We start from the raw sequence: 18,039 nt of genomic DNA on the forward strand, positions 1-18,039 counted from the left end.
GCCGGCGTCGTGCTTGTCCAGCAAGCGGTATCCGGCCATGAAGGCGTTCGCCGAGAAGGGCCTGGCCCTGAAACTGGCCGGGAGCTCGAAGGAGTTCTCCGTATTCAGTGCGTCGAAGGGCAGCCAGTTCGAGTTCTACGGGCCGAAGGCTCCCCGTACCCTTGGCGCACCGGCATCACGTCGACAGCAGTCGGGTTCGACAGTGCGAGCCTCATGACGGCAGAGACAGTGCTGCCCAAGCACGGCGCTCGCAACTACGCGATTGCCCAGAGAACGCCAGAAGCTGACCGCCGGCGGGCCCTTCGACGGGGACTTGAACCGCCCATGGCAGTCCACCGTTCTCCCCGGCCCAGCCAGCCATGGGCTGGGGAGAACGGTTGCCGCTTCCGGCCCTTCCACCCGGAAAACGAGGCGGAAACCGCGATCACCGGGTGCCGTCGTTCAATCTTCTTCGCGTTCCAGAGTTTCCTCATCGCAGCCGAGATCCTCACCGTCCGACACCGTCATCCCGAAATCCGCCCCGGCGTAGGCATACACGGGTCCACTCCCGAGAGCCTGGCCACCGCGAAGAGGACGTACGACCGATGCATGGCGCATTCCAACCTCGACGCTCTCGCGACACCTCGACTCCAGGCCCTTCTCGGCGACGCTCACCCCCGCATGCTGGAGGTCGAGCAGAGCATGTAGCGGACCCCCGGGGCGTTGCTCGTTCGCACTCGCGGTGGGCGACCTCATGTGAAGCCGACGGGGAACGATCTTCAGGGCTTCTTGTCGCCGCACGTCACACGCACTCGTGAACCCCCCAGGGGAGCTGCTGGAGTCGGGCGAGCTGCGCTCGGGCGGCCATGTGCTGATCACGGCAGCCTCCGGAGGGGTCGGCTCTGCCACGATCCAGATCGTCCGCCGTACGGGGGCCGTCCCCATCGCGGTCACCCGGACCGAGGACAAGCGGCGTGCGCTTCTGGAGGCCGGTGCGGCCGAGGCGATCGTCTCCGAGCAGCAGGACGTGGTCCAGGAGGCCCCGCGGATCACCGGCGGGACGGGAGTCGAACTCGTCTTCGACGCCGTGGGCGGTACTGGGCTCGCCGATGCGGCCAGGGCGCCGTCCCGGGAGGCACGGTGGTCGCTTACGGGTTCCTCGATGACCGCCCCATGCTGATGCCCCTGAACTGGCCGTTGACCGTAGGCGGCCATGCCGGCACAGTCCTCAACAGCACCCCGGAGGGGCGACGCAGGGTCAACCGGTTCCTGGCGGCGGGCCTGGGCGACGGTTCACTCCGGTCGGTGATCAGGCAGGTCTTCAAGGGTCTGGACCGCATCCAGGATGCCTTCCGGGAACTGGAATCGAACACCGACTCAGGGAAGATCGTCGTCACACTCTGACAGACCGTTGAGTCCGCGTCGTGCGGCGGCGCGGTCGCGGCGACCCGGGTGGTCGCCGCGACGATCGCCGGGGCCTGCCAGGGCGTCAGCTGGTGGCGTTGCTCTGGGCGACGCCGTAGACGCGGTTGTCGGGGGCGCGGAAGAGGCGGAACCGGTAGTCGGTGCCTCCCGCTCCGGCACCGGGGACCACATAGACGCCAGAGACCCACTTCGCGCCGTGTCGCTCCAGGTGGCGCATGGCCGCGTCCAGATCGATGGTGTTGAATCCCATGGCGATGGACTTGTGGCTGGTCCTCCAGGGGTACTGAGGAGCCTTGGGCCCGTAGAGCTCGAACAGGTTTCCGTTCTCGGTTCCGAAGACGGTGAACTCGGTCACCGTGCTGAGTGCGTTCAGCCCCAGCCCCCGGTCGGTGAACTCCCTCATCCTGATGTACTGGCCGGCGGTCAGGTCGATGCCGGTCCACTGGAGCTTGTTGATCCCGGCCGAGCCCGTGGCGCCGGCGGCCACGGGCTGGTGGGGGTCGAAGTTGCTCTGGGCGACGCCGTAGACGCGGTCGTCGGGGGCGCGGAAGAAGCGGAACCGGTAGTCGGTCCCTCCGGCTCCCGCCCCGGGGAACTCATAGATACGGGAGACCCACCGAGCGCCGTGGTGTGACAGCGCCGCCTCGGCCGTGGGCAGGCTGCTGGAGTCGAAGCCGACCGCTGTCGATGTGGTGCTGGTGCGCCACGGGTACTGGGGAGCCTTCGGCCCGTAGAGCTCGAACAAGTTGCCATTGGGCAGGGCGAAGACGCTGAACTCCTCCGAGGTGGAGACCGCTGTCAGCCCGAGGGCCTTCTCGGTGAACTCCTTCATGGCCGGGTACTGCCTGCTGCTGAGGGCGATACCGGTCCACTGCAGCCGGGTGATACCCGCTGAGACGGGGGCACAGGCCGAGCGGCCTGTCGCCGCCTGCGCCGACGATGCGCTGGACACCGCCAGCGATGCGCCGAGGGCCAGGCCCGCGGTGATGGCGGACCGTCGGGTGAGGGACGTGGACATGATCGTGTTCTCCTCTGGTCAATCTCATGAAGTCGCTATGGCCGGGGCGTCGTCATCGCCTTGCCTCGACGGCCTTTGGTTGATGCATCAACAATACTCCCACTAGTTGACACATCAACGAAAAGTGATCGGCGTCATAGGGGCGGGAATCGAATGGGAGATGCCCGTGAAAGTGTGCGCCAACAGGCAGGCCGCTACGGCGACGGCTTCTTCGTCAACAACCTCTTCATGACGATCGACTGCTTCGCGCGCTACGTCGACTGCTACCGCACTCCTGACGCCGAGCACGGCCACGGTCGCGCGGAGGACGCCATTGTCGGGGCCGGCGGCGCCTTCCATGTCCGTCGCAACTCCCAGGACGCCCTGCGCGAGTACCGGCCCTGCTGGGAGAAGGGACCCCAGGGCGACGTCCCGCTGGAGGAGGCCAGTGAGAAGATCGGCCTCACCGTCGACAGCCCCGCACTACGACTTCGTGGACGACGTGATCCGCGAACTGGCCGCCCTCAAGCCCGGCCGCTGCCCCCGCATCGGCGGCGGCGAGGCAATGGCACCCGTCAGGGCGTGATCCGGGATCCTGCCGCCGGATCCGGGACGCCCGGGGTCGTCACCCGCTGACGACCCCGGCCATCGGCCTGAAGACCGGAAGGCGTGGCCCTGTCATGCTCCTGTCATACATGGACGGGCGTCGGTGGACGGAGTCCGCGAAGGCTGCCGGTGCGGGCCCGGGCCTCGCCGAGGTCACGCGGGCTGGGGGAGCCTGTGTCTCACTCGCCGGGGAGTAGGGTGCGCCTCATCGCTCGGGCGTCCCCGGAACAGCGGTGCGCGCCCGACGGACGGCCGTCTCGGTGTCGGCCCGGTCCGATGGCGCGCGGCGCGTGTTCTGGATCACCTTGTTCCTGTTGTTCCTGTTGTTCCTGTTGTTCCTGACTTCGGGACGGCGCTCATGCCGCGCCGAAGTCCACGAAGCCTCCGCGGTAGAAGACCAGGGGAAGCTCGCCGGTCCGCAGTCGCATCGAGTCGACTCTGCCGACGACCTGGATGTGGTCGCCGAGGGTGTCGATCTTGTAGTGGCTGCAGTCGAGAGTGACTGTCGCGTCCTCCAGCACCGGGTTGCCGGCGTCGGACGGCTTCCACGCGACGCCCTCGAAGCGGTCCGCACCGCGCCGGGAGAAGGCCCGGCACAGCTCGGCGTGGTCCGCGCCCAGCACGTTGACGGCGAAGGTGCTCGACTCGTTGAGCCGGGGCCACGTCCGTGAGGAACGGTCGATGAAGAAGTTGACCAGCGGCGGGTCGAGCGAGACCGAGCTGAAGGAGCCGACGGTGACGCCGACCGGTCGTCCGTGGGGCATCGCGGTCACGATGGCGACACTGGTCGGTATGTGTCCGAGGACGTGGCGGAATTGCGTGGCGTCGTAGGGGCTGTGGGTCGTCGGTGTGGTCATCACAGGTCCATCGTCAGGTAGTTGTCGCCGAGCAGAGCTTTCCCGTGGATCTCGGCCTGCCTCGTCGCGGGTTCCGTCAGGTGGAACCCGCGACGAGGCCACGGGGACGCGCCATGGTGTCCGTGACATCCGCGCCGCGCGGTAGCCGCTCACGGGCGCGGATGCGGTATGTACAGTTCTAGAAGATTGATGACATGTCAAGTGAATGTGCGGATGTGTCGATCGGTCGCGAGGTGGGGGTGTGGCTGCAGGTTGCCCGACCCGCGAGCCCCTGACCTGGACTGCTCTTCGGGCCGTTCGGGTGTCGTCGTGATTGCGGCGGCCTCGGTCGCGGCTATGCCGAGATCCGTAGCCCCCCGGAAGAGCTTGACGTGTCATCAAAGTGCGCTAACTTAGTTGATGCGTCACATGATGTGTTGGGTCATGCGACCGCGATTGGTTTGGAGCCCGCGGCCAAGTAGGTCGCGGCGCCAGAGGGTTTGCGAGGAGACTCTGATGAGCAAGCAGATCAGTCGCCGCGGTGTGATCGCGGCCACCGGCGGGGTGGCCGCCGCCATGACGGCCTCGGTCGCCGCGGCTCCGTCGGCCGCCGCGGCGTCGAAGGGGCGTGTGGGGGAGCAGTTGTTCAGGGAGACCAACTCCGCGCTGGTGTTCATCGACTACCAGCCGGAGATGCTCAGTGCGGTCCGCTCCATGGACACCAAGGTGATGATGCTCAATGCCAGACTGCTGGCCAAGTACGCGGTGAGGGTGGGGATCCCGGTCGTCCTGAGCACCGTCGCGGTCAAGGCCGGTTACAACCACCCCATGCTGCCGGAACTGCGCCAAGAGGTTCCGGACGTTCCGGTGATCGACCGATCGACGATGAACGCGTGGGACGACGACACCTTCCGTCGTGCGGTACTGGCCACCGGTCGCCGCCGTTTCGTCATGTGCGGCCTGTGGACTGAGATCTGCCTGGCCTACCCGGTCGTGGACATGCAGGCCGAGGGGCTCAAGACCACGTTCCCCGCGGACGCGGTCGGCGGAACCAGCAAGGAGGCGCACGACCTGGCGATCCAGCGCATGATCCAGGCCGGCAGTGTGCCCAACACGACGAACGCCATGAACGCCGAGTGGATGCTCGACTGGGCCTCCCCGCACGCGGCGATCCTCAAGGAACTCGGCGCGTGGTACCAGGCGGAACTGGCGAAGCTCAACCAGAGCTGACCAGCGCCCCCTGCGCTGTGATCAACGGACTCCCTGCCGCATCGGCGGGGAGTCCGTTGACGATTTGGGCGGTCTCCGTGGCGGCCTCGGGTGTTTTCGCGGCAAAAGGTAGTACTCGCGCAGCAGGGAGCGGATCTGGTTGCCGATCCGCTGCCGGTTCCAGACGGCGTCCTGCTGAGCCCGAGCCAGCACCGCGATGGCCTGGATCTGGTCGGAGTCTGCTGGCAGCGGTCGGTGCACAGCCATGTCGGTGCGGAGGATGTTGGCCAGCACGAGGGCGTCGCCCGGGACTGACTTCTTATGGGGCACGCCGTCGCGGTAGCGGGAGGCGGCAAGCGGGTTGACTGCGAAAACCTTGCGGCAGCCGGCCCGCAGGGCTGCGACGAGCAGGCCTCGGCTGGTCTCGATGGCCACCGGTATCGGCGACCCAGGGCTGTCACCGTGTTCGGCCAGGAGTTCCAGCAGCATCCGGTAACCGGCCGCGTCATCGCTGATCCGCCGCTTGGCCAGCAGTTCGCCGGACTCATCGACCAGCGCGATGTCGTGATGCCTCTCTGCCACCGACCTGCCCCTCATCCGGCTCATGCTTGGAGCCGTCACCGAGCACAGCCGGACGGTCGCCCCGGATCTGTGGAAGCGCTAGTTGACCGTCGTACTGGACGGCCTGTGTCATGACCGGAGCCGTCCGACTCCCCTGCCCCGCCGCGCCCTCGACCAGGACGAGTTCGACGAGGCCATCGCATAGTGCGGGCAGGCAATGCGCCGACGCTGCCCGGACAGCTTGCGGGTGCATCACGAATTACCGTTGACGATGACAGTTCCTCGCGGAAAGTGGGAGGCGTCGTGTCGGCTGGTATCTCCGGGGGCGGGAGCAGCGCCCAGCGGGTTGGTTCAGCACGATGGGGCGTGCTCGCCGCCGCGGCCGAGGGGCTGTCGAATACCGACGTTTTGGCACTCGCCCTCCAGCAGGTGACGGCGGACCTGGGCGGTCTGGGCGGCCTGCTGCACCGGCGTGCCGCGGGCTCGGACCTCTTCCACCTGGTGGCGTCCAGTGGACTTACCCCAGAGATCGCCGGAGCGTGGGAGCGTGTGCGGGTGGGTGACGACGTCGCACCGGCGCGCGCCGCCCGCGATGGCTACGTCTGGCTTGCCGAGGACAGCCTGGGGATCGGTGCCTCCGGCGTCGCGGCGGTGCCGGTACCCGGTGCCGAGGGCCCCGTAGGCGTGCTTTCGGTGCTTACGGCACGGCCCGGTGAGCCGAACCGCGCGAAGAGGCTATTTCTTCGATCCGTGGCGGAATGGGTTCTGGGCCATTGGGAAGGCCTTGCCGACCGCACGACCCCCGGTACCGAGATTCCGCGGGATCCGGTCGTCCGCGCCTTTCGCGACATGAGGGACGGCCTGCTGGCAGTCGACGACGACTGGCGGATCACTTTCATCAACGAAGAGGCCGAGCGCATCCTCGACGCGGGGCAGGCGTCGCTCGGGAGCGTGCTGTGGGAAGTCCCCGCAAGTCAGGCGCACGGTTTCGAGGGCCAGTGCAGGAGGGCTCGCGCCGAAGGCCGGCCGATCGGCTTCGATGTGCGCTGGCCGACGGATCAGCGCCTCTACCAGGTGCGGCTTGTGCCGGAACGGTGCGGCGGACTGACAGTTTCCTTCGCCGACGTCACCGATCAGCGGCTGAGCGAAGCCGGGGGTACGGACGCCGATCGGATCGCGGCAGAGCGGACCGCCCGCATGGGCGAACTGGCGGTGGCGCTTGCCGAATCCGTGACGTCGAGGGACGTGGTCGAAGCGGTCGAGAAGCACGTCATGCCGACGTTCGGCGCCGACGGGCTGCTGGTGGTGGCGCTGGAAAGGGGCACCGGGCGCCTGGTCGGCTCCGTCGGATACCCGAAGGAGTTTCTGAGCCGCCTCGACGAGGAGTCGGAGGAAGGCAATCCCGTGCTGTCCGACGCGTTCCGGAACCGTATTCCAAGCTTCATGGAATCGAGATCTGAGTTTCTCAAGAATTACCCGATGGCTGAGCACTATGTAGCCGCGTCCCCTATGCATGCCGTGGCGTTTCTCCCACTCGTCGTATCCGGGCGCGCGATCGGCAGCTGCGCCATTTCCTTCGTGCGACCGCGCTCCTTCAGCGATGAGGAACGCACGCTGCTGACCGCCCTGAGTGCTCTGGTGGCCCAGGCCCTGGAACGGGCTCGGCTGTACGACGCGGAGCACGCCCGGGCGCAGGAACTTCAGCGTGGTCTGCTCCCCAAGGCGCTGCCCTCACTGCCCGCCGTCTCCGCCGCGGCCCGCTATCTGCCCGCGGGCTCGGGCGACGAGGTGGGAGGGGACTGGTACGACCTGATTCCGCTCTCCGGCGATCGGGCCGCCATGGTCATCGGTGACGTCATGGGACACGGCATCGCCGAGGCCGCGACCATGGGACGGCTGCGCACGGCGGTTCACACTCTCGCTGATCTGGAAATGGATCCGGGCGAACTGCTCAGCCGTCTGAGCGCACTCGTCGATGATCTGGGCGACGACTACTACGCCACATGCCTGTACGCCGTCTTCGACCCGGTCACCCGGACCTGCTCGCTCTCCCTGGCCGGTCAGCCCCCACCGATAGTCGTCCATCCCGACGGCAGTGTCCACCGGCCCGACGTCGCCGTGAACCCGCCTCTGGGCGCCGCCGAACCCCCCTTCGACGTGCAAGAACTCCACTTGCCGGAGGGGAGTCTGCTCGTGTTCTGCACCGACGGCCTCGTCGAGTCCGCGACCAGGGACATCGACCAAGGACTGGCTCAGCTGAGCCGGGCCCTGGCGAAGTTCGTGGCCCGGAACTCTTATTTCCCGGCCGGGAGCCCGGACGACGACGTCGGCAGGCTTGACGACCTGTGCGACAAGGTCGTCTCGGCCCTGCTGCCCGACGACCGGCGGACCAGCGACGATGCGGCACTGCTCATCGCCCGAACCCGGGGCACATCCGCCGGTAACATCGCTTCGTACAGCCTTCCGGACGATCCCCGGGCAGCCGGGCAGGCACGCGAATACGTTCGCACACAACTTTCCGACTGGGGCCTGGACGAACTCACCATGACCACCGAATTGCTGGCCAGCGAACTGGTCGGCAACGCGATCCGTCATGCCAGCGGTCCCGTTCGACTCCGTCTGCTGCGCAGCCGTTCGCTGATTTGCGAGGTCTACGACGGTAGTGCCACCACCCCGCGTATCCGGCGTGCCGGCGACACGGATGAGGGCGGCCGGGGCCTGCAACTCGTCTCCGCCCTCTCCAGGCGCTGGGGAGCTCGCTATCTGCGTGACGGCAAATGCATCTGGACCGAGCAGGCCCTGCCGGACGGCACCACGTGATACCGAGCTGGCCGTCGGGCTCCCGACAGGGCTGATGTGCGGCAGACGGCGGGCAGGGCCGCGTGGCCGCAACGCGCCGGACTCTGCCCGGGGAGTGCGGGGGCGTGGCCGCCGCGGACCTCGGGTCGCCAAGCACGTGACGAGGGCCGGTGCCTCGGCCCCGGCCCTCGTCTCCGGCGGATCACCGGCTACGCGGGCGCGGCCTGCGCCAACGTCCCGTCCGTGCCGATCGCCGAACGGGCGGTGTTCTTGCGGACCAGGACGAGGGTGACCAACGCGCCCAGCAGGGAGGCACAGCCGCAGATCACAAGGCCCACGGCCATGCCATGGGCCAGTGCGCTCTGAGCCGCGGCCCGGGCGCTGTCGCTGCCGGCATTGACCACGGCGAGTGGTCCGGCCGCGGCCTCCACGCCGGCGTCCTTGCCGCTCAGTCGGCCCGCCAGCGCCGAGGAGGCGACGCTCATCGCGACCGAGCTGATCACGGCGGGGCCGAGTCCCTGCCCGAACTCGCGCACCAGGCTGGTGGCACCGCTGGCCATGCCGGTCATCTCGATGGGTACGGCGTTCACGGCGGCGGCGGTCAGGGAGGTCACAACGCAGATGAAGCCGATGCCGAGCAACAGCACGGGGCCGATGAACGCCGCGAGGGAGGTGGAGGTGATGGGGAGCGCGGCGATCCAGAACTGTCCCGCGGCCATCGGTAGAAGGCCGCCCATCAGCAGCCAGCGCGGTTCGACACGAGTGAGCATCTTGCTGAGTACTGGCGCCAGCATGAGTGGTATGAGCTGAAGGATCACCAGCGGCAGACTGGCGCGCAGCGCACTCAGATGCATCACGGCGCCGAGTCGGATCGAGACGCAGTAACCGGTGCCGATGAAGCCGAACATACCGGCCAGGGCGACGACGGCCGCGGCCGAGAACGACGGGATCCTCAGCAGGTCCAGGTTGAACATGGGTGAGGCGGCACGCTTCTCGGCGACGACGAAGGAGACGAGCGCCACCGCGGCCAAAGCCAGCGCGCCCAGGATCGCGGGACTGGTCCAGCCGCGGTCACCGCCCTCGACGACGCCCCAGAGCAGGGCCGTGAGGCCGACGGCGACACTGACCTGGCCGGGCCAGTCAATGGAGCGGCCCTCGGGCTCCTTGGAATCGGTGACGAGGACCCAGCACGTGATGCCCGTGGCCAGGCCGAGCGCCACCGGCGGCACGAAAGCCCAGCGGAAATCGGCGACGGTCGCGAGGACGCCGGAGGACAGGGGGCCTGCCGCCGACGCCACGGAGATGCTCAATGCCCAGATCGAGACGGCCTTCGCACGGTCCTTCTGATCGGGCGTGCCGGCCGCGATCACCGCCAGGGAAGTGGGGAAGAGCGCGGCGGCGCCGACGCCGGCGAGCGCCTGACCGATCCACAGCGTGGTGATGTTCTGCGAGAGGGCGCTGAGCAGTTCACCCAGTGCGAGGGTGAATCCACCGAGCACCAGAAGGCGCTTGCGGCCGAACATGTCGCCCACCACACCGAAGTTCAACTCCAGGATGGCGGTGGGGAGGATGAAGGCGGAGGCCACCCACGCCACCTGGGAGCCCGACGCCCCGAACGCGGCCTGGACGCTCCCGCTGATCGGCGCGGGGAGGGTAAGGGACAGCTGTGCCACCGCGACGGCGAGACAACACGCGATGAGCGTTCCGCGGTCCAGTCTTTTCAGGGAGATCGAATTCGTCATCGTTCGAGCCACTTTTCTTTCCGTTGGTGCGCTGTTGGACTCTCGGTCCAGAGAGTTCGATGAGGTTCCGTTCGGGCACACTCCCCAAAGCGGTACGCAATCCGGGCTCCGGAGAGGGCCTGGCCCTCATGGCTCCTACTCGAAGGTGCGGCAGCCCGGAGGAAGCCCGGGGTCGGTCGGTCCGCGCGGCGCGCTTTCTCACCTCGGTGCCCAGGTCACATGCCTCAGGGCGACACCGCGTTGTCACCGCCGTCGACCAGAGGGAGGCGGCCACCCAGGCGACGTCCTGCGGCTCCCCGACCCCGCCGGCCCGTGGTGCGCTCCTCCCACGGGGCCCTGGAGCCGTCCGGGGCGTCGCTGAAGGGCGCGGTGACGGATGCGCGGGTTAGGCCGAGGCGATGGTGTTGGCCCGGATGCGGTGCGGCGGCCGCGCACAGGTGCTTACTCATCGCCAGTACTCCGCCCTCGGTAGCGCCGTGCGGTGCCGTCGGCAGCCACCGCGCGCCGCGATCTGCGGTCACGGAGGCGACGTCCAGAACGGCCCCGCCACCGCGCGATCAGATGCGGCCAGGCGACCCGCGTGCAGAGACGCGGAATGTCGAGTTCGTCGCGGAGGGTGAAGAGCGAGTCGATCCCCCGAAGGCCGCGGCGCCGGGTGCGATTCCCTCCCAGGCCCCTCCTCGTGGACAGGTCGGCGGGCGCCGGGGATCGCACTGATTCCCTAACCGCTTCCACGATTTTCGCGGTCTCGGCCGCGCTGTCGTCGTTGATGTCACAGCCGAACACGGGAGCCCGTTTCGCGGCGAGTATCCGGCCGCGGCCCGACCGAATCCGGCTTCTGTTTCACTGATGAAGGCGATTTTCTCGTCAGTCGGCCCATTTCGGTGCCTGCTCCCATGCCCCGGCGATACGTCACGCGCGGACGTCTCGAGCGGGGGCTTCAGCTCGGAGATGATCCGTGTCCGCCAAAGAGAGTGACCGCATTCGGCATGGACGTCCGAGTGGCTTGGGCGCCCCGGTCAGTCGCCGAAGACCGGCGTGAGATCGATGACGACCTGCATGTCGTCGACCAGTCCATCGGGCTGCCGATGCAGCACCGTGATGGCCGGCAGGGTCACCACGCTGTCGTCGTGACGGATGTAGTCGACGTCGGTGACCAGCACGGCCGAGTCGCCGCACTGCCAGACCTGGTTGAAGTGGTGGCGCATGCCGCGCACCGCCTGCTGGAAGGCTCCCGTTCCGGCGAGGAACTCCTCGTGGCCGACCATCGGTTCGCCGTTGCCGAAGCGGATGCGGCAGTCATCGCTGAGGTGCGCGAGGACCGCTTCGGAGTTCAGGCTGTCCATGCTCGAGTAGAGTTCGGCCACCCAGACGGGTACCTCGCCGACGATCTGTGCGGTGCGCGAGTGGGGCTGAGTCATGATCTCTCCCTGAGGCCTGGTCGTCCCTTGGCGGTGTGCTGAAGAGCCCCGTGTTCCTGTGACTTACGGTGTTCGGGCGGTGCCAGACGTCTGGTGGCATCCGGAACGAGTGAGCAGGCGTCCTCAGAGGTCGAGCACGAGTCCGGCGCCGACCGCACGCGAGACACGGATGAAGACGACGTCATTGGCTGCCTGCTCCTCGGGACCGAGCAAAGAGTCCTGGTGGTCGACCTCCCCGGCCAGAACTCCGGTCTCGCAGCTCCCGCAGGTTCCCTCGCGACACGAAGTCAGGACGCTTACGCCTGCCTCCTCGACCGCATCGAGGATCGACCGGTCGGGCGGCACGGTGAGGGTCAGGCCGCGGGTCGCGAGCTCCACATCGAACGAGCCGTTCAGGACGGGCGTCCCTTCCTTCGGCGCGAACCGCTCCACGTGCAACGAGCCCGCGGGCCAGCTCCGGCAACGCTCCTCGACCGCCTTGAGCAGCGATTCGGGACCGCAGCAGTAGATCAGCGTGTCCGCCCGTGGTTCGGCGAGAATCCGGTCGAGATCGGGTAGACCTACCTCGTCTTGCGGATACAAGGTCACTCGATTTGCCGGTCACTGCCTCCAGCGGCTCCAGAAATGCCATCGACCGACGGCTTCGCCCGCCGTAGCGCAGTTCCCGATCGGTGCCGATCCGGTCCGCCGCGGTCAGCATCGGCAGGATCGGCGCGATACCGATTCCGCCGGCGATGAAGAGACAACGGCGCGACGGCAGCAGTTCGAAGTGGTTGCGAGGACCGACGGCGTCGATGACCATGTCCGGGTGGAGGGTCTTGTGCACGTGGGCGGAGCCACCGCGGCCCCCGGCATCCAGCAGCACGCCGATCCGCCACATCGAGCGGTCAGCCGGGTCGCCGCACAGCGAGTACTGGCGTGTCACACCCGTCGGCAGCTGAAGGTCGATGTGCGCGCCCGGCGACCACTGCGGGAGGTCGGCGTCGGCAGGGTCGCGGAAGTCCAGAATCACAACTCCTTCCGCCTCCGTCCGCCGTGCGGCGACCCGCAGGCGAAGGCGTACCGCGTCGTCCGTGTTGTTCACGGGATCTCACCTCGTCCAGGTGGGGCGTCCGGATGAATTGCTTCCGTGTGACGGCCGTTATTTCGGCGAACGTGTGGCCACCAGCGGCAGGGAAGAGAATCCGCGGAAGAAGGCATGCGCGTACTGCGGCCCGCCCGCGAGCTCGATCGGCCCCAGCCGGTCGAAAAGTCGATCAAAAGCGATCGGTATCTCGAACTGAGCCAAAGGCGCGCCGATGCACCGGTGAGCACCGCCCCCGAACGTGATGTGCTCGCGGGCATTCGACCGGGTGATGTCCAGGCGCTCGGGATCCTGGAAGACGCGAGGGTCGTGGTTCGCCGAGGCCTGGTTGAGCGCGACGTAGGAGCCCGCCGCGATCGTCGTTCCGTAGAATTCGACGTCCTCGCTCAGGATGCGGCCAACGGCGTTCTGGGCCGGCTCGAAGCGCAGCAGCTCGTCGACCGCGTCTGAGCAGACTCCGGTCGCGGCGCAGCTGTTCCATCTGCTCAGGGTGGCGCAGGAGGGCCACCCTGCCGGTGGACAGCGTGCTCGTCGTCGTCTCGTGCCCGGCCAGCCTCAGAGCGACGACCAGGGCCCAGAGATCATCCTCGCTGAGTTCTCCCTCGGCCTGCGCTCGCACGAGGTCGGTGATGATGTCGTCGTCGAGCGGCTGGGCACGGCGCTCGGCGATCACCGCCTCGGCGTACTCGCGCATGTGCGCGTTCGCCTCGTCCGCCGACTCCTGGTCCCTCGGGCCCACCGGTAGCGTCCGCGGGGACCACTGCCGGATTTTTGCTTCGTCCTCGGCCGGGAGGTGCAGCATCCGCATGATGACGCCGACCGGGAGTTTGAAGACGAATTCCTCCCCGAAGTCGAACGGCTCGCCTTCGGGGAGAGCGTCGATCAACTCGTCGCAGGCGTCTCGGATGGACTGCTCCAGGGCCTGGATGCGGCGTCCCTGGAAGAACCGTGCCGCGCACCTGCGCACCCGCGTGTGCCGGGGCGGGTTCTGGGTGAGGACCACGTTGTTCTCGAAGTCGTAGAACGGCCCCTCCGTCATGCCCAGGGCGAGTGCCGCTCCGGTCTCGATCGCACGGAAGCGCTCGGAATCCTCAAGGGCGGCACGAACATCCGCATACCTGAGCAGGTGCACTTGGCCGAGAGGGTCGATGGCGAGCGGAGGATCCTGCTCTCGCAACTGTCCGACGACTTCGTACCGGAGTACCCCCATATAGGAGGGTTCGAAGATTTCTAGCATCGGCAGTTCCGACTGCGAGGTGGTCTGCTGGACGGGGAATTCCATCAGAGTTACCGCCTGTGTGTATTGCGCACCGGAATTCGCACGAGACCCTTGTTTGCCGAACAAGTGCTCTCGGTCATGCCCAGTATTATTCATCCCGATGTAACACGCGACAATCGTGCCGTTTGTATAGGTGATATGGATCCTGTCAATGTCCTTGTCCGGCCTTGACCATAACCGCGTGTTTCTCAGCTTGTTGAATGGGTGCGGTCCGGTTCGTCGACGCCCGAGCCGGTGCCGGGACCGCCGCCGAGGGCGTCACCCACACAGCAGTCGGCCCCGCCGTCGCAGGCCGCCGACCGGAACACGCACCGAGCACGGCGGCGGGTCGGCCTGCGAATCCCGGGTGCTCCAGGTCGGCGGTGCCTGGCCTGCGACGGACTGGCCCGCGGGATCAGCCATGTGCTCGGTGTGGCGCTCCGGCAGGTGTTCGGCTTGGCCGGACGCCCAGCGGCGAGCCCGGGCTGCCGCTCAGGAAGGCTCCGCGGGCGGATGTCGCCTGGCGTCCGGGCGGCACCGCGAAACCGCCTGGCGATGCCCTAGCCGAGTGAGCGCTGGATGGCGGAGGCCGTGCGGTGCAGGGTGGTGGCCCAGCCGGGGAGCAGGTCCCGCTTGAACCGGGCGCTGGGCATCGCGATGGCCACGGCGCCCACGGGGTCGTCGCCCTCGCGGACGGCCACGGCGACGGCGGTGAGACCGGTCTCGGTGCGCTGGTCGTTGATGGCGAAGCCGCGCTTGCGGACGAGCGCGAGCTCGCGCCGCAGCCGGGGCGGATCCACCTCCTCGTGGTCCGCGTAGCGGGCGGCGAGCTCCGTCGACGGGAGGGCGGCGAGGAGGACCTTGCCGCCCGAGGTGAGGTGGGCGGGCAGGGAGCGGCCGGCCCGGCTGCCGACCCGCAGGACCTGGGAGCACTCGGCGGTGGCGATGATGCGCGCCTCGGTGCCGACCAGCACGATGAAGTTGACCGACTCCTCGACCTCGGCCACCAGGCGGCGCAGGTGGGGGAGGGCCGCCTCTCGGAGCAGCGCGACCGGAACCGAGGACGCCGCGACGGTCCGCAGCACGTCACCGGCCTGGTAGCGCCGGTCCGGCAGTTGCTCGGCGAAGTCGCGGTAGACCAGCATGGCCAGCAGGCGGTGCGCGGTGGACGGCGAGACACCCAGGCGCCCCGCGGCGTCGCTCACCCGCAACGGCCCCTCCTGCTGCAGCAGCGTCGCCAGGTGCAGCGCATGGTCGACCGACGCGATGGGATAGGGGGGCTCATTCTTCACAGCAGAAAATCCTATCCTGCTCTGCGGAACAATGGGCAGGCTTGCGGATACGAGGCACTGCGCCTGTCCGGTTCTGCACTCTGGGAGCACAGGCATGAACCCCCTTCCTTCCCCCGGGCGGGTCACGGCCAAGGACACGCCCGGCCAGCCCGAGCGCACCCCGCAGCTGGAGGCCCTCTACCGGGGCTTCGAGTCGGAGTCACTCATCCCGCTGTGGACCGAGATCGGCGAACTGATGCCCGCCGAGCCGGTCTCCAAGGCGCTGCCGCACCTGTGGCAGTGGAAGAACCTGCTGCCCATGGCGGAGCAGGCCGGGCACCTGGTGCCCGTCGGCCGCGGCGGCGAGCGCCGGGCCATCGCCCTGGCCAACCCGGGCCTGGGCGGGCGTCCGTTCGCCACCCCCACACTGTGGGCGGCCATCCAGTACCTCAATCCGCGGGAGGACGCCCCGGTCCACCGCCACACCCAGAACGCCTTCCGGTTCGTGGTCGAGGGCGAGGGCGTGTGGACGGTCGTCAACGGCGACCCGGTGGCGATGCGGCGGGGCGACTTCCTGCCGCAGGCCGGCTGGCACTGGCACGGCCACCACAACCGCAGCGACCGGCCGATGGCCTGGATCGACGGCCTCGACATCCCGTTCCAGTACTTCGCGGACGCCACGTTCTTCGAATACGGCGCCGACGAGGTCGACACCCGCGAGGCGCCCGCCCGCTCGCAGGCCGAGCGACTGTGGGGCCACCCCGGGCTGCGCCCGCTGACCCACCTCGCTCCCACACCGGCCACGCCGCTGCTGGCCTACCGCTGGGAGTACACCGACCGCGCGCTCGGCGACCAACTCGCCCTGGAGGCCGAGGGGTACGCCGCGACCGTCGAGCCCGGTCACGCCGCCGTCCGCTACACCAACCCCACCACGGGCGGCGACGTGCTGCCGACGGTACGCGCCGAGTTCCACCGGCTCGCCCCGGACACGCAGACCGGCACCCTGCGGGAAGTCGGCTCGTCGGTCTTCCAGGTCTTCGACGGCACCGGCGAGGTGACCGTCGGTGACCACCCGTGGACCGTGGAGCGCGGCGACCTGTTCGTCGTCCCGTCGTGGGTGCCGCTCACTCTCGCGTCGGAGAGCGGCCTGGACCTGTTCCGGTTCACCGACGCCCCCATTGCCGAGCGGCTGCACCTGGACCGCTCCCGTCAGGAAGGACCGACCGCATGAAACTGGCGACCCTGCGCCTGGAGGACGGCCTGCACGTCGCCCGCGTCGCGGGCGACGGGTACGTCGACCTCGGCCCCGGAGACGTGGGCGCTCTGCTGAGCAGGCCCGACTGGGAATCGTACGCGCGGGCCGCGGAGGGCGAGGTCATACACGTCGAGCCCACCCGGCTGGCGCCGGTCGTCCCCCACCCCGGCAAGATCGTCTGTGTCGGGCTCAACTACCGCACGCACATCACCGAGATGGGCCGCGACCTGCCCGAGCACCCGACCCTCTTCGCCAAGTTCCCCGAGGTGCTCATCGGCCCGTACGACACGGTGGAGCTGCCGCCCGAGTCCGACGCGGTGGACTGGGAGGCCGAGCTGGTCGTGGTGGTCGGGCAGCGCGTGCGCCGGGCGGACCGGGCCGCCGCGCAGGCCGCGATCGGCGGATACACCGTCATGAACGACGTGACGATGCGCGACTGGCAGTACCGCACCACTCAATGGCTGCAGGGCAAGACCTGGGAAGCCAGCACGCCCCTGGGCCCCTGCCTGGTCACCCCGGACGAACTGGCGGCCGACGCCGCGATCAGCTGCGAGGTCGACGGGGACGTGGTGCAGAAGTCCACCATCGCCGACCTGGTGTTCGCGCCCGCCGATCTGGTCGCCTACATCTCGACCCTGATCACCCTCAACCCCGGCGACCTCATCGCCACCGGCACCACCGGCGGAGTGGGGCACGCCCGCAAGCCCCCGCGCTACCTCGGGCACGGCCAGACCCTCGCCACCGCCATCGACGGGATCGGCACCCTGTCCAACCCGGTGCGGCGAAGCGAGCCGGCGTGAGCCCGACAGCCGCGCAGAGCCTGCGCTGGATGGCTGGGGGCCACCAGTACTTCCTCGCCCAGCTCAAGCTGAACCGCGACGAGGAGCTGGAAGGCCCCAGCCGCCTGCCGGGCTGGACCGGCAGGCACCTGCTTTCCCACCTCGGCCACAACGCGCGGGCCCTCGGCAGGCTCACCCACTGGGCCGCCACCGGGGAACCCACGCCCATGTACCCGAGCCCCGAGGCACGCGCCGAGGAGATCGAGGAAGGCGCGACCTGGCCCGTCGCACGGCTGCGCGCGTTCGTGGAGGCGGAACAGGAGCGGCTCGCCGCCGACCTCGGCGGGTTCACGGACACCGTGTGGCAGGCCGAGGTCGTCACCGCCCAGGGCCGCACGGTGCCGGCGAGCACCATCCCCTGGCTGCGCGCCCGAGAGGTGTGGATCCACGCCTGCGACCTGCCCACCGGCGGAGAGTTCGCCGATTTCCCCGAGGACTTCCTGGGCGCGCTGATCGACGACGCCCGCACACGCCGGCGCACCGCCCAGGGGATCGATGTCACCGTCCGGCTCACCGGCCGGCCGGCGGCCCCCGACCGGCCCGGCGCGCCGTACGACCCGGTGGAGGGCTCCGCCGACGCCCTGGCCCGATGGCTCACGGGCCGCGGAACCTCTCCGTCGCTACGCACCGTCTCCGGCAAGCCGCTGCCCGAACTCCCGCCCTGGCTGTGACGACGGGCCGCGCGTCGCATCCCTCGGGAGCCCGCACCTCGTCGGCCGGCCTCTTCCCTCCCCGACGCGGAACAGCCGGACGGCGC

13 protein-coding genes and 4 pseudogenes are annotated in these 18,039 nt (G+C 68.8%); 8 read left to right on the forward strand and 9 right to left on the reverse strand.

The features are described 5' to 3' along the window. The first annotated feature begins 793 nt into the window (after nt 1-793). Both ACIPSJ_RS40560 and ACIPSJ_RS40565 read left to right on the forward strand, forming a co-directional pair. Nucleotides 794-1,159: a zinc-binding dehydrogenase gene (locus ACIPSJ_RS40560; RefSeq protein WP_401353421.1), complete on the forward strand. Its 366-nt coding sequence runs from the start codon at nt 794-796 to the stop codon at nt 1,157-1,159. Further along, entirely contained in the window at nt 1,153-1,383 is a 231-nt protein-coding gene (locus ACIPSJ_RS40565; RefSeq protein ID WP_401353423.1) for a zinc-binding dehydrogenase, read from the forward strand. The genes ACIPSJ_RS40560 and ACIPSJ_RS40565 overlap by 7 nt, the downstream gene beginning before the upstream one ends. Before the next feature lie 85 nt (nt 1,384-1,468). On the opposite strand, the gene ACIPSJ_RS40570 is transcribed toward ACIPSJ_RS40565, so the two are convergent. After that, nucleotides 1,469-2,422 (reverse strand): VOC family protein, encoded by a 954-nt coding sequence (locus tag ACIPSJ_RS40570; RefSeq protein ID WP_401353425.1) that lies wholly within the window; start codon nt 2,420-2,422, stop codon nt 1,469-1,471. A 228-nt stretch (nt 2,423-2,650) separates the two neighbouring features. Here ACIPSJ_RS40570 and ACIPSJ_RS40575 point away from each other — a divergent pair. Further along, nucleotides 2,651-2,902 (forward strand): annotated as a pseudogene (locus ACIPSJ_RS40575) (5,10-methylene tetrahydromethanopterin reductase); the annotation flags it as partial. Nucleotides 2,903-3,363: 461 nt separating this feature from the next. On the opposite strand, the gene ACIPSJ_RS40580 reads toward ACIPSJ_RS40575, so the two are convergent. After that, nucleotides 3,364-3,864 (reverse strand): flavin reductase family protein, encoded by a 501-nt coding sequence (locus ACIPSJ_RS40580; protein WP_401353427.1) that lies wholly within the window; start codon nt 3,862-3,864, stop codon nt 3,364-3,366. Between the two features lie 495 nt (nt 3,865-4,359). Between ACIPSJ_RS40580 and ACIPSJ_RS40585 the strand changes: the two genes are divergently transcribed. Continuing rightward, the gene (locus ACIPSJ_RS40585) at nt 4,360-5,073 is read left to right on the forward strand and encodes an isochorismatase family protein (protein ID WP_401353429.1); all 714 of its coding nucleotides are present in this window, start codon (nt 4,360-4,362) and stop codon (nt 5,071-5,073) included. A 108-nt stretch (nt 5,074-5,181) separates the two neighbouring features. Here ACIPSJ_RS40585 and ACIPSJ_RS40590 read toward each other — a convergent pair. Beyond that, nucleotides 5,182-5,658 (reverse strand): annotated as a pseudogene (locus ACIPSJ_RS40590) (IS110 family transposase); the annotation flags it as partial. A 321-nt stretch (nt 5,659-5,979) separates the two neighbouring features. Here ACIPSJ_RS40590 and ACIPSJ_RS40595 point away from each other — a divergent pair. Then, entirely contained in the window at nt 5,980-8,433 is a 2,454-nt protein-coding gene (locus ACIPSJ_RS40595) for a SpoIIE family protein phosphatase (RefSeq protein ID WP_401353431.1), read from the forward strand. A 188-nt stretch (nt 8,434-8,621) separates the two neighbouring features. On the opposite strand, the gene ACIPSJ_RS40600 is transcribed toward ACIPSJ_RS40595, so the two are convergent. The 6 genes and pseudogenes from ACIPSJ_RS40600 to ACIPSJ_RS40625 form a co-directional block, all read right to left on the reverse strand. Continuing rightward, nucleotides 8,622-10,154 carry an MFS transporter gene (locus ACIPSJ_RS40600; protein WP_401353433.1) on the reverse strand — a complete coding sequence of 511 codons (1,533 nt, stop codon included), beginning with the start codon at nt 10,152-10,154 and terminating at the stop codon, nt 8,622-8,624. A 1,019-nt stretch (nt 10,155-11,173) separates the two neighbouring features. Beyond that, a complete protein-coding gene (locus ACIPSJ_RS40605) occupies nt 11,174-11,575 on the reverse strand; it encodes a nuclear transport factor 2 family protein (RefSeq protein ID WP_401353435.1) in 402 nt (133 codons plus the stop codon). Nucleotides 11,576-11,698: 123 nt separating this feature from the next. Further along, a pseudogene (locus ACIPSJ_RS40610) lies at nt 11,699-12,659 on the reverse strand (PDR/VanB family oxidoreductase). Between the two features lie 57 nt (nt 12,660-12,716). Beyond that, nucleotides 12,717-13,148: a cytochrome P450 gene (locus ACIPSJ_RS40615; RefSeq protein ID WP_401354043.1), complete on the reverse strand. Its 432-nt coding sequence runs from the start codon at nt 13,146-13,148 to the stop codon at nt 12,717-12,719. After that, nucleotides 13,132-14,034, reverse strand: a pseudogene (locus tag ACIPSJ_RS40620) (cytochrome P450); the annotation flags it as partial. The gene ACIPSJ_RS40615 and the pseudogene ACIPSJ_RS40620, both read right to left, overlap by 17 nt. A gap of 443 nt (nt 14,035-14,477) precedes the next feature. After that, a complete protein-coding gene (locus tag ACIPSJ_RS40625) occupies nt 14,478-15,209 on the reverse strand; it encodes an IclR family transcriptional regulator (protein ID WP_401353437.1) in 732 nt (243 codons plus the stop codon). 94 nt (nt 15,210-15,303) lie between these two features. Between ACIPSJ_RS40625 and ACIPSJ_RS40630 the strand changes: the two genes are divergently transcribed. Genes ACIPSJ_RS40630 through ACIPSJ_RS40640 form a run of 3 tightly spaced genes read left to right on the forward strand, consistent with a single transcriptional unit; the run spans nt 15,304 to nt 17,953 of the window. Beyond that, nucleotides 15,304-16,419 carry a cupin domain-containing protein gene (locus tag ACIPSJ_RS40630; RefSeq protein ID WP_401353439.1) on the forward strand — a complete coding sequence of 372 codons (1,116 nt, stop codon included), beginning with the start codon at nt 15,304-15,306 and terminating at the stop codon, nt 16,417-16,419. Further along, entirely contained in the window at nt 16,416-17,243 is an 828-nt protein-coding gene (locus ACIPSJ_RS40635) for a fumarylacetoacetate hydrolase family protein (RefSeq protein WP_401353441.1), read from the forward strand. Before ACIPSJ_RS40630 ends, ACIPSJ_RS40635 begins: the two co-directional genes overlap by 4 nt. After that, the gene (locus ACIPSJ_RS40640; RefSeq protein ID WP_401353443.1) at nt 17,240-17,953 is read left to right on the forward strand and encodes a maleylpyruvate isomerase family mycothiol-dependent enzyme; all 714 of its coding nucleotides are present in this window, start codon (nt 17,240-17,242) and stop codon (nt 17,951-17,953) included. Before ACIPSJ_RS40635 ends, ACIPSJ_RS40640 begins: the two co-directional genes overlap by 4 nt. The last annotated feature ends 86 nt before the right edge of the window (nt 17,954-18,039 follow it).

The organism is Streptomyces sp. NPDC090088 (assembly GCF_044747345.1).
Lineage (GTDB): Bacteria > Actinomycetota > Actinomycetes > Streptomycetales > Streptomycetaceae > Streptomyces.